The following is a 14,082-nucleotide window of genomic DNA, read 5'->3' as shown; positions in this document are numbered from 1 at the left end:
ATAAAAGGAGAGCCCGTACTCCGGGCGGTTATCTGATGCTCTATCGCCGTTTCGAACAACTGATCGACATATTCCGTGACGCGCCTACGGCATCCCCGCCGGATCGTGTTCTGCCCTTCTATACCTATTACCTGAAGCAGGTCTGGCCGAGTTTCGCCGCCCTGCTGATCGTCGGCCTGTTCGGTGCCCTGATCGAAGTGGCGCTGTTCAGCTACCTGAGCCGCATCATCGACCTTGCCCAAGGCACGCCGAACGTCGATTTCTTCAAGGTGCATGGCGCCGAACTGGCGTGGATGGCCGTGGTGGCCCTGCTCCTGCGACCCCTGTTCCTGGCCCTGCACGACATGCTGGTGCACCAGACCCTGAGCCCGAGCATGACCAGCCTCATCCGCTGGCAGAACCACAGTTACGTGCTCAAGCAGAGCCTGAATTTCTTCCAGAACGACTTCGCCGGGCGCATCGCCCAGCGCATCATGCAGACCGGCAACTCGCTGCGTGATTCCGCGGTGCAGGCGGTGGATGCGTTGTGGCATGTGCTGATTTATGCGATCAGCTCGCTGGTGCTGTTCGCCGAAGCCGACTGGCGCCTGATGATCCCGCTGCTGACGTGGATCGCCGCCTACATCGGCGCGCTCTACTACTTCGTGCCACGGGTCAAGGACCGCTCCGTCGCTGCTTCCGACGCGCGCTCGAAACTGATGGGCCGCATCGTCGACGGCTACACCAACATCGCCACCCTGAAGCTGTTCGCCCACACCAACTTCGAACAGCACTACGCCCGCGAAGCGATTCAGGAGCAGACCGAAAAAGCCCAGCTGGCCGGCCGCGTGGTCACCAGCATGGACGTGGCCATCACCACCATGAACGGCCTGCTGATCGTCGGCACTACAGGTCTGGCACTGTGGCTGTGGACGCAATCGGTGATCAGCGTCGGCGCCATCGCCCTGGCCACCGGCCTGGTGATCCGCATCGTCAACATGTCCGGCTGGATCATGTGGGTGGTCACCGGCATCTTCGAGAACATCGGCATGGTCCAGGACGGCCTGCAGACCATCTCGCAACCGGTCAGCGTCACCGACCGCGAACAGGCCAAACCACTGGCCGTGGCCCGTGGCGAGGTGCGTTTCGAGCACGTGGATTTTCACTACGGCAAGAAGAAAGGCATCATCGGCGACCTCAACCTGACCATCAAACCCGGTGAGAAAATCGGCCTGATCGGCCCGTCCGGCGCCGGCAAATCGACCTTGGTCAACCTGTTGCTGCGGCTGTACGACGTCGAGGGCGGGCGGATCCTGATCGACGGCCAGAACATCGCCGAAGTCGGCCAGGAAAGCCTGCGCGCACGGATCGGCATGATCACCCAGGACACCTCGCTGCTGCACCGTTCGATCCGCGACAACTTGCTGTACGGCAAGCCTGACGCCACCGACGCCGAACTCTGGGAAGCGGTGCGCAAGGCCCGGGCCGACGAGTTTATTCCGCTGCTGTCGGATGCCGAAGGACGCACCGGATTCGATGCCCATGTCGGTGAGCGCGGGGTGAAGCTGTCGGGCGGCCAGCGCCAGCGGATCGCGATTGCGCGGGTGCTGCTCAAGGACGCGCCGATCCTGATCATGGACGAAGCGACCTCGGCGCTGGACTCGGAAGTCGAAGCGGCAATCCAGGAAAGCCTGGAAACCCTGATGCAGGGCAAGACCGTGATCGCCATTGCCCACCGTCTCTCGACCATTGCCCGCATGGACCGGCTGGTGGTGCTGGAGAACGGCAAGATCGCCGAAACCGGCAACCATGCCGAACTGCTGGCCCACGGCGGATTGTACGCACGGCTATGGGCGCACCAGACCGGAGGGTTTGTCGGCATCGACTGATCCTGCGACAAACGAAAAAACCGCCACAGCCCCTTCACTACGGGCTCTGGCGGTTTTTTCATGGCTGCTGGAAATCCCCGCATTCCCTGCTGTACTCAGCGAAGGCTCTGGAGATGAACCTGTCGTAATTGCAAGGAAGCACAACTCGATGCAGTCTCGATAGCGCGTCTATCAAGGACTCTCTCATGTCTCTGTTAAAACGTTCAGCCACGGAGTTGTTGGGTACGTTCTGGTTGGTGCTGGGTGGTTGCGGCAGTGCGGTGATCGCCGCGTCTTCACCTGTGGGGATCGGCGTGCTGGGGGTCGCCCTGGCGTTTGGCCTGACGGTGCTGACCATGGCGTTTGCCATCGGCCACATCAGCGGCTGTCATCTCAACCCGGCCGTGTCGGTCGGTCTGGTCGTCGGTGGTCGGTTCCCGGCCAAAGAACTGCCCGCCTACATCATCGCCCAGGTGATCGGCGGGATTCTGGCAGCGGCGCTGCTGTATCACATCGCCAGCGGCAAGGAGGGTTTCGACATCGCCGCCGGCCTTGCTTCAAACGGTTATGGCGAGCACTCGCCGGGCAAATACTCCATGGCCTCCGGGTTCATCACCGAGCTGGTCATGACCGCGATGTTCGTGGTGATCATCCTCGGCGCCACCGACAAACGCGCCCCTGCGGGACTGGCACCGATCGCCATCGGCCTGGCCCTGACGCTGATCCACCTGATTTCGATTCCGGTGACCAACACCTCGGTCAATCCGGCCCGCAGCACGGGCCCGGCGCTGATGGTCGGCGGCTGGGCCATCGCGCAGTTGTGGATGTTCTGGGTCGCGCCGCTGCTGGGCGCGGTGGTCGGCGGTGTGGTCTATCGCTGGCTGGGCAAGGAAGAAACCTGAGGAGAGCGGGCGAGGATCAGGCTTGCCGATACGGCAAGGCGCTCCTCGCCTCTTCCGCATAGGCCAGCACACCGGCGCGTTCCTGCTGAAGAAAATCCTTCACGGCAGCTTTCAGGCCGGGATGGCGCAGGTAATGCCAGGAGTGAGTGATCACCGGTTCAAAGCCGCGAATCAACTTATGCTCGCCCTGGGCGCCGGCATCGAAACGCTGATAACCCTGAGCAATCGCGTAGTCCATGCCCTGATAAAAACAGGTTTCGAAATGCAGCCGGTCGTACTCGGCCAGACATCCCCAGTAACGCCCGTAGAAACTGTCGCCACCCACAAGGCTGAACGCCATCGCCACCGACCTTGAGCCCTGTTTGGCCAGCACGACACGAATCGATTCCGGCATGCGCTCGGCCAGCAGACTGAAGAACTCTCGCGTCAGGTACGGTGCCTGACGACGCACCGCATAAGTGTTGGCATAGCAGGCGTAGACAAAATCCCACTGCGCCTCATCCAGCTCTCGCCCTTCCAGCCATTCGAATTCGAAGCCCTGTCCCGCCACTTGCTCGCGCTCTTTGCGCATCTGCTTGCGCTTGCGTGAACTGAGCACGTCGAGAAAGTCCTGGAAGTCGCGATAGCCGCGATTCTGCCAGTGGTACTGACAGCCGATGCGTTGCAGCCAGCCCGGCTGCTCGGCCATGGCGGCATCGGTGAAGGCATCGGTGAAGTTGATGTGGGCGCCGGAGAGTTCTTCGATTTCCAGATAACCCGGCAGGCTCTTGAGCAGTTCGAATCCGTCCTCGACGCTCGCCGCCAACAGGCGCGGCCCGGTGACCGGGCTGAACGGCACCGCACTCAAGAACTTGGGGTAGTAATCAATGCCGGCACGGGCGCAGGCATCGGCCCAGCCGTGATCGAAGACGTATTCGCCATAGGAATGCCACTTGCGATAACCAGGCAGCGCCGCGATCAGACGACCGTCTTCGACATGCAGCAAATGCTCCGCCTGCCAGCCGGTGTGCGGGCCGACACTGCCGCTGTCTTCCAGCGCGCCGAGGAAGGCATGGCGCAGAAACGGCTGGTTGTCCGGCACCAGTGCATCCCAGAGTGCCGGTTCGATTTCCGACAGTTTTTGCAGGCGCTGCAACGGCATTTTCCTCTCCACTTTTGGCCCTGAAAGCCTCGCGAGTATCGCTGATCGGCCCTGTCTTGCCCACGCCCGATTGCGCGACAGCGCTCTAGATCAATAGTTCACGCAAGTTTTGTATCGTCATCAACCTGCCATCACCGTGCCACTGCTCTGTCATAAACCATCGCGATACTGGCGCCTGTTTTTAGAGCGCCGGGTTCTACCCGGACACAGTTTTCCGACGTTCAAATCGTCGGTTGTGCCCAGGATGGTTCAGCCATCCCTCTCATCTTCGGAGATTGCTATGCGTCTTGCTTCCACGAAAACTGCGGCGGCCCTGTGCGGTGGCCTGTTGCTGGCCATGAGTGTTCCGGCCAGTGCCGCAGTCGACGCCAAACTGCTCGACATGCTCAAGGCTAACGGTTCCATCACCCAGGCGCAGTACGTAGAACTGCAAACCGAACTGGCCCAGGATCAGAAGGCCCAGCAAATCGCGCAGCAGGCGCAGCAAGAGACCAACGAGCAAATCGCGGCAACCGCGAAGAAAACCAACGAGCTGAGCAGCTTCGACCAGAAGCTGGCCTGGGCTGCCAAGACCCAGTTCAAGGGTGACGTACGTTTCCGTCAGGAAACCGTGAAGAACGATGGCGTACCGAACGCCAAGGACCAGGACCGTCAGCGCATTCGTGCCCGTCTGGGTGCCTACACCGAAATCAACCCGCAGGTGGACACCGGTATCCGTATCGCCACCGGCAGCAGCGACGACGCCCGCTCCACCAACCAGGACCTGAACAACTACTTCGACAAGAAGCAGATCTGGCTCGACCTGGGCTACGTCGACTACCACCCTGACGCGGTCAAGAACCTGCACCTGATCGCCGGTAAGATGAACCAGCCTTGGGTGAGCATGGGCGACATCATCTGGGACAGCGACATCAACCCGGAAGGCCTGGCCGTCACCTACAAGTACCCGCTGAACGGCAGCGCCGAACTGTTCGGTAGCGCCGGTCACTACACCCTCAAGGACAACGTCGACGGCGAAGGCGTGCAGTTCAAGCACGACCTGCGTCTGTACGCTGGCCAGTTGGGCGGTCGTTTCGCACTGACCGACAGCCTGAAACTGACCCTGGGCGGCAGCATCTACTCCTACGACAACGACAAGGACAGCGCCTGCCCTACCAGCGGCACCGTGACTGCGCCATGCGCCCTGGCCGTCAACGGCAACAGCCCGAACGAAACCTTCAAACTGTATGAAGGCTTCGGTCAACTGGACATCGCCAACCTGCCGGTTCCGCTGTCGATCTACGGTCAGTACGTGAACAACAACGACGCCAGCAACGACCAGGACACTGGCTGGCTGGCCGGCGTGAAGACCAAGGTTTACGGCTTCGGCATCGACTACAACTACCGCGACGTACAGCGTAACGCGGTGGTGGGTGCCTTTACCGACTCCGACTTCGCCAACGGCTACACCGGTTCCCGCGGCAGCAAGCTGAAAGTGAGCTACGAGCTGGACAAGAACTTCACCCTCGGCGCCACCTACTTCATGGCTAACTCGGACTACACCAACGCCAGCCTGAAGAAGACCGACTCCGACATCAACACCCTGCAACTGGATGCTGAAGCCAAGTTCTAACACCGCAGTGACAAGCTTCAGGCAACCAGTGAATGCCTCATTTGTAGCCTGAAGCTGCTTTTCTCCTACAGCCCGGCGCCGCAGCAGCGATCCCCATCATCCGTTCGCTGCTGTTACGCCGGGCTGTTTTTTTGTCTCAGGAATTGTCTTTGCGCCGTTGCGCCGCCAGCCGCTCGGCCAACGCATCCACACCCTCATCCGGTTTCTCCGGCATCACCCGCAATGTCGCCTGCATCAAACGCATCTGACGAATGAAACGCCGGCAATTGGGGCAGAACATCAGGTGATGACGCACCATCAGTTTCTCGCGAAAGCTCAGCTGGCCATCGAGATAATCGCTGGATCGTGCCACTTGCTCCTTGCAGGTCAACATTCGCCTGTCTCCTCAAAATGTTCCACGGTCGCGAAGACCTTCAAACGTGCCCGGTGCAGCAGCACACGGACATTGGAGAGCGAGATCTCCAGAAGATTACAGATCTCTTCCAGCTCCAGGCCCTGACGCTCGCGCAGCAACAGCACACTGCTTTGCAGTTCTGACAGGCTGAGCAGCGTGTGTTCCAGGCATTCGCGCAGTTCATTTTCGGTCAGCAGCGCTTCTGGCGTGTCCTGATGCCAGGCGAACGGTGCGATCAGCCAGTGGCCGTCGCCGGGGGAAAAGCGGTCGTCGTCGATGGTGCCATGGGGCGATGGCAGATCATCCATCAGCACTTCGCGGCGGTTCTGCTTGTAACGGCCCTTGGCCGAGTTGGCGGTGATGGTCAGCAGCCAGGTCTTGAGACTGGAGCGTCCCTCGAAGCTGCCGATATGGCGCACCACCGACAGCCAGGCGTCCTGCACCACTTCCTCGACATGACGCTGACCGACAATCGCATAGGCCACGGCGCGCATGGCGCTCTGGTAGGTCGTGACCAGTTCCTTGAAAGCCTTTTGCTCACCGGCCAGCAAACGTGCCAGCAGTTGGGTGTCGTCAACCGCCATCCCTCAATCCCCTTTTCCTGACTTCGAAAATGATAACGGCAGGATGGCGCGCAACACACCATCCTGCCGTCAACGTCGAAAATTACAGCGTTACAGCTGATCCGGCTGTAGGAAAGATCAACGCGGTTAAGAGGAAATTAACCTCAATCTCAGCGCTTGCGCAGAATCACGCTACCAATCGAATAACCGGCACCGAACGAGCTCAGCACCGCCAACGAACCGGCCGCCAGATCGTCCTGATATTTGTGGAACGCGATCACGGAACCGGCGGAACTGGTGTTGGCGTAGGTGTCGAGGATCACCGGGGCTTCTTCTTCAGTCGCTTCGCGGCCCAGCAGCTTGCGCACGATCAGGTGGTTCATGCTCAGGTTGGCCTGGTGCAGCCAGAAGCGTTTCACGTCACCGACGTTGAGCTTGTTCTCTTCCAGATGCTCGCCGATCAGTTCGGCCACCATCGGGCAGACGTCCTTGAACACCTTGCGACCTTCCTGCACGAACAGTTTGTCGCGGGCACCGATGCCCTCTTCCGCTGCGCGGTTGAGGAAGCCGAAGTTGTTGCGGATATTGTTGGAGAACTTGGTCAGCAGTTTGGTGCTGACTACGTCGAACTGGTGCTTCGACGTTGCCGTATCGGCACGCTCGATGACGACGGCGGTGGCGGCGTCACCGAAGATGAAGTGGCTGTCGCGGTCGCGGAAGTTCAGGTGACCGGTGCAGACTTCCGGGTTGACCATCAGGATCGCCCGGGCCTGGCCCAGTTGCACGGTGTTGGCGGCTTGCTGGATGCCGAAGGTCGCCGACGAGCAGGCAACGTTCATGTCGAAACCGAAACCCTGGATGCCCAGTGCTTCCTGGACTTCGATGGCGATGGCCGGATAGGCGCGCTGCAGGTTGGAGCAGGCGACGATCACGCCGTCGATGTCGGCGGCGGTCTTGCCGGCGCGCTGCAAGGCTTGCTCGGCAGCACCGATGGCCATCTGGCAGAGCACCGACCATTCATCGTTGGAACGCTCCGGCAGGCGTGGCGCCATGCGTTGTGGATCAAGGATGCCGTCCTTGTCCATGACAAAGCGGCTCTTGATGCCCGAGGCTTTTTCGATGAACGCGGCGCTGGATTCGGTCAGGGCCTGGATCTCGCCGCTGGCGATGGCGTCGGCGTTGTCCGCGTTGAACTGCGCGACGTAGGTATTGAAAGACTGCACCAGCTCTTCGTTGGAGATGCTGTTGGCCGGGGTGTACAGGCCGGTGCCGCTGATGACGACGTTATGCATGGTCGTTTCTCTAATCTGTTCAGGCAGAAAGTGCTGGCACCGACGTGCCAACACGCAAAGGGTCTATTCCCATAGAGGGGACGCAAAAACCTGGCATCGCTTTATTCCGACCTCGCCCGCGGCTGACAAGGCTCAAAACCGCGGGGCCGGCGTTTATAGGCGCGAAGTTTGCCATAAACCTTGGCATTTGGCGCCTTTTGCAGGATCGGAGGTCAGGCCTCGACCTGACTCCACTGCTTGTTCAGGCGCTTGTCGGAGATCGGCACTTTCGTCCCCAACTGTTGGGCGAAGAGCGAAACCCGATACTCCTCCAGCCACCAGCGATACAGCTCAAGCTGCGGATCGCGCTTGCCTTCCTGGGCATGTTTGGCGGCGCGGGTCTGGTATTGCGTCCAGAGGCCGGCGAGTTCGCCGCTCCAGACCCGATCCTTCTGCACCTGCGCGCCCAGTTTCTCGAAACGCTGCTCGACGGCCTTCAGATAACGCGGCAGCTCCTTGAGCCACAGCATCGGTGTTTCCCGGACAAAACCCGGATACACCAGATGGCTGAGCTGCTGCTTGATGTCGTTAAGCGCCACCGCCTGAGCCAGATCGATCTTGCCCTTGAAGCGTTTTTGCAGACCGTGCCAGAGCTTGAGGATTTCCAGGGTCAGACGCGCCACGCGCTCCGCATGCTCGGTCCAGCTGCCGCGTTTGCGCTCGGCCAGTGCGGCCAGCCCTGCGCCGTCGCGAGGCAACGGGTCTTCGCCATCAAGAATGCAGCTGTCGAGGCTGGCCAGCAGAATGTCTTCCACCAATGCATCGACCCGGCCCAGTTCGCGATACAGCAGGCCCAGTTCGGTCAGGCCCGGCAACTTGCCGCGCAGGAACTTGGCCGGTTCGGCCAGTTGCTGCATCAGCAGGCGCTGCAAGGCGCGGCGGTGCTGGAATTCGGCTTCGGCCGGGGTCGAGAAGCGCCCTTCCTTGACCGTGCCGCCCTCTTCCACCAGCGCCGGATAGACCGTCATCGACAGCCCGGCGATCTTCTGCTGAGTCTTTTCCGCAACCGGCGCGAAGACCTTGGCCTCCACCGGTTGCTGACTTTTCGCGCTCTGCGGCACAGCCAGTGCGGCCTGACTGGCCTCGGCGAAACGCGCCGTCAACTCCGCCAGATCCCGGCCTTCGCCGAGGAACTTGCCCTGGCCGTCGACGATTTCCAGGTTCATCCGCAGATGGCTTTCGACCTGTTGCGCCGCTTCGGCCCAGGCCTCATCACTGACCCGCGCACCGGTCATGCGCAGCAGCTCACGACCCAACGCTTGCGGCAACGAACCCTCGGCGAACGTCATGCGTTGCAACGCAGCCTTGATAAAGTCCGGCACCGGCACGAAGTTCTTGCGCAGGGCCTTCGGCAGGTTGCGCACCAGCGCGATGCATTTGGCCTCGATCAGCCCCGGCACCAGCCATTCCAGACGTTCCGGCGGCAGCATCGGCAACAGCGGCGCCGGCACGCGCAGGGTCACACCATCGCGTGGGTGATTGGGTTCGAAGTGGTAACTCAGCGCCAGTTCCAGATCGCCGATGTGCAGGGTGTCCGGGTAATGCTGGGCGGTGACTTCGCTGGCTTCGCGGGCCAGCACGTCCTCTTCGCGCATGATCAGCAGTTGTGGGTCTTTCTGGCTGTTGACCCGATACCAACTGTCGAAGGTCGCGGTCTGGTGAATCTCCGCCGGCAGTCTCGCATCGTAGAACGCGTAGAGGGTTTCCTCGTCGGCCAGAATGTCCCGGCGACGGGCCTTGGCTTCCAGTTCGTCGAGTTGTTCGAGCAATTGCTTGTTGGCGGTCAGGCACTTGGCCCGGGACTGAATTTCGCCACGCACCAGGCCTTCGCGGATGAACAGCTCTCGCGAAACCACAGGATCAACCGGCCCGTAATGCACCGGTCGGCGACCGACCACGATCAGCCCGAACAGGGTGATCTGTTCGAATGCGACGACCTGACCGCGCTTCTTCTCCCAGTGCGGTTCGAAATGGTTCTTCTTGATCAGGTGCCCGGCCAGCGGCTCGATCCAGTCGGCGTCGATCTTCGCCACCATCCGCGCGTAGAGCTTGGTGGTTTCCACCAGTTCGGCGGTCATCACCCACTGCGGGCGCTTCTTGCCGATGCCCGATGACGGATGAATCCAGAAGCGCCGCTGACGGGCGCCAAGATAGTCGCCGTCCTCGGTTTTCTGGCCGATCTGGCTGAGCAGACCGACCAGCACAGCCTTGTGCAGCTTCGGATAATCCGCCGGCTCTTTGTTCAGGCTCAACTGCAAGTCGCGGCAGATCAGGCTCAACTGGCGATGGGAATCGCGCCACTCGCGCAAGCGCAGATAGTTGAGGAAATTCTTGCGGCACCAGTTGCGCAGCGGATTGGCGGTCAACGCCTGGCGCTGTTCTTCGAAGCCACGCCACAGATTGACCAGCGCCGCGAAGTCCGAATCGGCATCCTTCCATTGCGCGTGGGCCTGATCGGCGGCTTGCTGACGTTCCGGCGGACGCTCGCGCGGATCCTGAATCGACATGGCGCTGGCAACGATCAGCACCTCCTGCAAGCTGCCGAGTTTCGCCGCTTCCAGCAGCATACGGCCCATGCGCGGGTCCACCGGCAGGCGCGCCAACTGGCGACCGAGCGGGGTCAGCTGACTGTTGCGATCCACCGCCGAGAGTTCTTGCAGCAGATTGAAACCGTCGCTGATCGCCTTGCCGTCCGGCGGCTCGATGAACGGGAACGCGGTGATCTCGCCGAGGCGCAGATGCAGCATCTGCAGGATCACGGCGGCGAGGTTGGTGCGCAGGATTTCCGGGTCGGTAAATTCCGGGCGACCGAGGAAATCCTCTTCGCTGTACAGGCGCACGCAGATACCCGGTTCGACCCGGCCGCAACGACCTTTACGCTGGTTGGCGCTAGCCTGGGAAATCGCTTCGATCGGCAGGCGCTGGACCTTGGCGCGGTAGCTGTAGCGGCTGATGCGTGCGGTGCCGCTGTCGATCACGTAACGGATGCCCGGTACGGTCAGCGAGGTTTCGGCGACGTTGGTCGCCAGCACCACGCGACGGCCCGGATGGGACTGGAAAATCCGCTGCTGCTCGGCCGGCGACAGGCGCGCGTACAACGGCAGGATTTCGGTGTGTTTGAGCTGGGCCTTGCGCAGCATGTCGGCGGCGTCGCGAATCTCGCGTTCGCCCGGCAGGAACACCAGCACGTCGCCAGGACTGCGGCGTTCGCTGCGCTCGTAAGCGGCGATTTCGTCGAGGGTGGCGAGGATCGCCTGATCCACGGTCAGGTCGTCCTCGACGCGGTTGCCCTCTTCATCCTGCTCAAGGGTCAGCGGGCGATACCAGGTTTCAACCGGGAAGGTGCGGCCCGACACTTCGACAATCGGCGCATCGTCGAAATGCGTGGAGAAACGCTCCAGATCGATGGTCGCCGAAGTGATGATGACTTTCAGGTCCGGGCGACGCGGCAGCAGGGTTTTCAGGTAACCGAGCAGGAAGTCGATGTTGAGGCTGCGTTCGTGGGCTTCGTCGACGATGATCGTGTCGTAGCGTTCGAGGTAGCGGTCGTTCTGGGTTTCCGCCAGCAGGATGCCGTCGGTCATCAGTTTGATCAGGGTGTTGGCATCGCTCTGATCCTCGAAGCGCACCTGATAACCGACCAGCGCGCCCAGCGGCGTACCGAGTTCTTCGGCAACCCGGCTGGCCACGCTGCGTGCGGCGATTCGCCGAGGCTGGGTGTGGCCGATCAGGCCATGCTGGCCGCGACCGATTTCCAGGCAGATTTTCGGCAACTGGGTGGTTTTACCCGAGCCGGTTTCACCGGCGATGATCAGCACCTGATGCTTTTCCAGGGCCTTCTTGATTTCGTCACGCTTGGCCGCGATCGGCAGGCTGTCGTCGTAACGGATCACCGGCAGGCTGGCCTTGCGCGCCAGCACCTGATCGCAGGACGCCTGCATGCGCGCCACCCACTGGGCCAGCTTGGCCTCGTCGGGTTTCTTGCGCAGCTCAAGCAACTGCCGCCGCAGCCGGTGGCGGTCGGCGAGCATGGCGTGATCGAGGTTTTTCAGCAGTTTGTCGATGGAGGGCGATTCGTCGGTCATCGGGTACGCAATTCGGTCGTCTAGTGGCGCAAGGACGCGATTGTCGCAGAAAAGCAGCTACAAGCGCCAAGCTACAAGCCGCAAGTTGAAAGCGGGACCTGTAGCTTGCTGCTTGCGGTGGCTTTATTCGTTATCCAGGCCCTTGCGCCGATATGGGAAGACGTCGATGACTTTTCCAGCCCTGATCGCCTCCTGCAACCCCTTCCAGTAATCGGCGTTGTACAGCTCGCCATGCAACTGATCGAACAATTTGCGCTGCGCCGAGTCGGCAAACAGAAACGGCGGAAACTCCTCGGGGAACACGTCCAGCGGACCGATCGAGTACCACGGTTCGGAGGCCATTTCGTCCTCCGGCGTGCGCGGTGCCGGGATGTGGCGGAAGTTGGCTTCGGTGAGGAAGCAGATCTCGTCGTAGTCGTAGAACACCACCCGGCCATGGCGGGTGACGCCGAAGTTCTTCAGCAGCATGTCGCCGGGGAAGATGTTGGCTGCCGCCAGTTGCTTGATCGCCAGCCCGTAGTCCTCCAGCGCCTCGCGCACCTGGGCTTCGTTGGCGTTGTCCAGATACAGGTTCAGCGGAGTCATCCGGCGTTCGGTCCAGCAGTGGCGGATCAGCACGGTTTCGCCTTCCAGCGACACCGTGGACGGTGCGACCTCCAGCAATTCCGCCAGACACGCCGGATCGAACTTGCTCAACGGGAAACGGAAATCGGCGAACTCCTGGGTATCGGCCATGCGCCCGACGCGATCGACGCTTTTCACCAGCCGGTATTTCTCGATCACCGTGGCGCGGTCGACGTTTTTTGACGGTGAGAAGCGGTCCTTGATGATCTTGAACACGGTGTTGAAGCCCGGCAGCGTGAACACGCTCATGACCATGCCGCGCACGCCCGGGGCCATGATGAACTGGTCGTCGGTATTGGCCAGGTGGTTGATCAGGGCGCGATAGAACTCTGATTTGCCGTGCTTGTAGAAGCCGATCGAGGTGTACAGCTCGGCGATGTGCTTGCCCGGCAGGATGCGTTTGAGGAAACCGATGAATTCCGCCGGCACCGGCACATCCACCATGAAATACGAACGGGTGAACGAGAAGATGATCGACACATCGGCTTCGTCGGTAATCAGCGCGTCAATCTGAATCCCCCGCCCCTCGCGGTGCAGCAGCGGAATCACCAGCGGCCACTGATCGTCGTTAGTGTAGATGCGCCCCACCAGATAGGCGCCCTTGTTGCGGTACAGCACCGAGGAAAACAGCTCGACGCTCAGTTCCGGGTCCTTGCACACCCAGTCCGGCAGGTTCTCGCGCAGTTGCGCTTCCAGACGCTGCAGATCCCGGGGCAGATCGGCGTAATCCTCACTGAAACGGTAATCGGCAAAGATGCTCGCGAGCATGCCCGACAACTGCCCTTGCGGTTTGTAGGTGCGGGTTTGCGCAGCCCGGGCGCGGCGCAGGCTTGGCCGGGTGGTATGGATGAACATGCAGCCGTCGCTGATCAGGTCGTGGCTGAACAGGCCGCAGAAAATCGAGTTGTACCAGGTCTCGGAGAGTTCATCGTCGAAGCGCAGGTCGATGATGCTGATGTAGGCGCTTTTCACCAACGGCCAGCAACTGACCTCCATCAGCGTGTCCGCCTCGAAATGCTCACGCAGGCGCGCGACGGTTTCGCCGACCTTGTCTTCGTAGAGGTTGATCCGCGCCGCCGACGCGGTTTGCGTGTCCTGCCAGCGCGCCTGTTCGAAACGCTCCCGGGCGCCATCGGTGATCCGCCGGAAATGCTCGCGGTAATCGTCAAAGCCATCGAGGATCATGCGGGCGATGTCGGTGGCTGGCCATTGCTGCGGCATAGATGAGACCTCTGCGGGAATTGAAGAATCTGTGCTCGAAGGCCTGAGCTTAGCCACGGAACCGGGGGCAGGAGAAGCGTAATTTCTGCCAAATCTGCGACGGCGTTGTACAGCGACACAGTTTTTATCAAAGTTTTTTTAATCGACCGTTCGGTCAGCAAACACGCCCATCAGTCTTTCTCTCCATTCGGCCCCAGCCCGCGAATTCCCTGGGTTTCGGATCCAATCATACCGTGACATCTCTATTCCGCGGCTTTGCCCGGTCTGCGCATTCCTGTCCATCGCCCGTGACCTTGATTGCGCAGTGACCTTACCAAGGTGATGGCACTTTGATATACAGCCCGCCATCACCCGCCTCACAA

The 14,082-nt window shown here is 61.1% G+C and carries 9 protein-coding genes; 3 read left to right on the top strand and 6 right to left on the bottom strand.

All coding sequences use genetic code 11. The annotated features are described in order from the left end of the window. Window positions 1-35 precede the first annotated feature (35 nt). Both M5B98_RS12545 and aqpZ read left to right on the top strand, forming a co-directional pair. Window positions 36-1,868, top strand: a complete 1,833-nt coding sequence (locus M5B98_RS12545) for an ABC transporter ATP-binding protein (RefSeq protein WP_085710329.1) — start codon at window positions 36-38, stop codon at window positions 1,866-1,868. Window positions 1,869-2,053: 185 nt separating this feature from the next. Further along, window positions 2,054-2,749: an aquaporin Z gene (aqpZ, locus tag M5B98_RS12540; protein WP_248742867.1), complete on the top strand. Its 696-nt coding sequence runs from the start codon at window positions 2,054-2,056 to the stop codon at window positions 2,747-2,749. Between the two features lie 16 nt (window positions 2,750-2,765). On the opposite strand, the gene M5B98_RS12535 is transcribed toward aqpZ, so the two are convergent. Beyond that, window positions 2,766-3,890 carry a GNAT family N-acetyltransferase gene (locus tag M5B98_RS12535; protein ID WP_248742866.1) on the bottom strand — a complete coding sequence of 375 codons (1,125 nt, stop codon included), beginning with the start codon at window positions 3,888-3,890 and terminating at the stop codon, window positions 2,766-2,768. 280 nt (window positions 3,891-4,170) lie between these two features. Between M5B98_RS12535 and M5B98_RS12530 the strand changes: the two genes are divergently transcribed. Next, window positions 4,171-5,502 carry a putative porin gene (locus M5B98_RS12530; RefSeq protein ID WP_114881829.1) on the top strand — a complete coding sequence of 444 codons (1,332 nt, stop codon included), beginning with the start codon at window positions 4,171-4,173 and terminating at the stop codon, window positions 5,500-5,502. Window positions 5,503-5,638: 136 nt separating this feature from the next. On the opposite strand, the gene M5B98_RS12525 is transcribed toward M5B98_RS12530, so the two are convergent. From M5B98_RS12525 to aceK, 5 genes are all read right to left on the bottom strand, one after another. Next, window positions 5,639-5,875 carry an anti-sigma factor family protein gene (locus M5B98_RS12525; protein WP_248742865.1) on the bottom strand — a complete coding sequence of 79 codons (237 nt, stop codon included), beginning with the start codon at window positions 5,873-5,875 and terminating at the stop codon, window positions 5,639-5,641. Continuing rightward, on the bottom strand, window positions 5,869-6,480 hold the full coding sequence (locus M5B98_RS12520) for an RNA polymerase sigma factor (RefSeq protein WP_119428711.1): 612 nt from the start codon (window positions 6,478-6,480) through the stop codon (window positions 5,869-5,871). Before M5B98_RS12520 ends, M5B98_RS12525 begins: the two co-directional genes overlap by 7 nt. A gap of 149 nt (window positions 6,481-6,629) precedes the next feature. Beyond that, window positions 6,630-7,751, bottom strand: a complete 1,122-nt coding sequence (locus tag M5B98_RS12515; protein WP_114881826.1) for a beta-ketoacyl-ACP synthase III — start codon at window positions 7,749-7,751, stop codon at window positions 6,630-6,632. A gap of 212 nt (window positions 7,752-7,963) precedes the next feature. Then, window positions 7,964-11,875 carry an ATP-dependent RNA helicase HrpA gene (gene hrpA / locus M5B98_RS12510; RefSeq protein ID WP_248742864.1) on the bottom strand — a complete coding sequence of 1,304 codons (3,912 nt, stop codon included), beginning with the start codon at window positions 11,873-11,875 and terminating at the stop codon, window positions 7,964-7,966. 123 nt (window positions 11,876-11,998) lie between these two features. Then, entirely contained in the window at window positions 11,999-13,720 is a 1,722-nt protein-coding gene (gene aceK, locus M5B98_RS12505) for a bifunctional isocitrate dehydrogenase kinase/phosphatase (RefSeq protein ID WP_114881824.1), read from the bottom strand. Window positions 13,721-14,082: the final 362 nt, after the last annotated feature.

The organism is Pseudomonas sp. MWU12-3088, assembly GCF_023242405.1.
GTDB classification, from domain to species: domain Bacteria; phylum Pseudomonadota; class Gammaproteobacteria; order Pseudomonadales; family Pseudomonadaceae; genus Aquipseudomonas; species Aquipseudomonas kribbensis.
This window is presented reverse-complemented; position numbering and strand designations above follow the sequence as displayed.

Excerpts from the sequence above, each read along its gene's own strand:
- M5B98_RS12545 (WP_085710329.1), top strand. The coding sequence starts at position 36 with ATGCTCTATCGCCGTTTCGAACAACTGATCGACATATTCCGTGACGCG.
- aqpZ (WP_248742867.1), top strand. The coding sequence starts at position 2,054 with ATGTCTCTGTTAAAACGTTCAGCCACGGAGTTGTTGGGTACGTTCTGG.
- M5B98_RS12535 (WP_248742866.1), bottom strand. The coding sequence starts at position 3,890 with ATGCCGTTGCAGCGCCTGCAAAAACTGTCGGAAATCGAACCGGCACTC.
- M5B98_RS12530 (WP_114881829.1), top strand. The coding sequence starts at position 4,171 with ATGCGTCTTGCTTCCACGAAAACTGCGGCGGCCCTGTGCGGTGGCCTG.
- M5B98_RS12525 (WP_248742865.1), bottom strand. The coding sequence starts at position 5,875 with ATGTTGACCTGCAAGGAGCAAGTGGCACGATCCAGCGATTATCTCGAT.
- M5B98_RS12520 (WP_119428711.1), bottom strand. The coding sequence starts at position 6,480 with ATGGCGGTTGACGACACCCAACTGCTGGCACGTTTGCTGGCCGGTGAG.
- M5B98_RS12515 (WP_114881826.1), bottom strand. The coding sequence starts at position 7,751 with ATGCATAACGTCGTCATCAGCGGCACCGGCCTGTACACCCCGGCCAAC.
- hrpA (WP_248742864.1), bottom strand. The coding sequence starts at position 11,875 with ATGACCGACGAATCGCCCTCCATCGACAAACTGCTGAAAAACCTCGAT.
- aceK (WP_114881824.1), bottom strand. The coding sequence starts at position 13,720 with ATGCCGCAGCAATGGCCAGCCACCGACATCGCCCGCATGATCCTCGAT.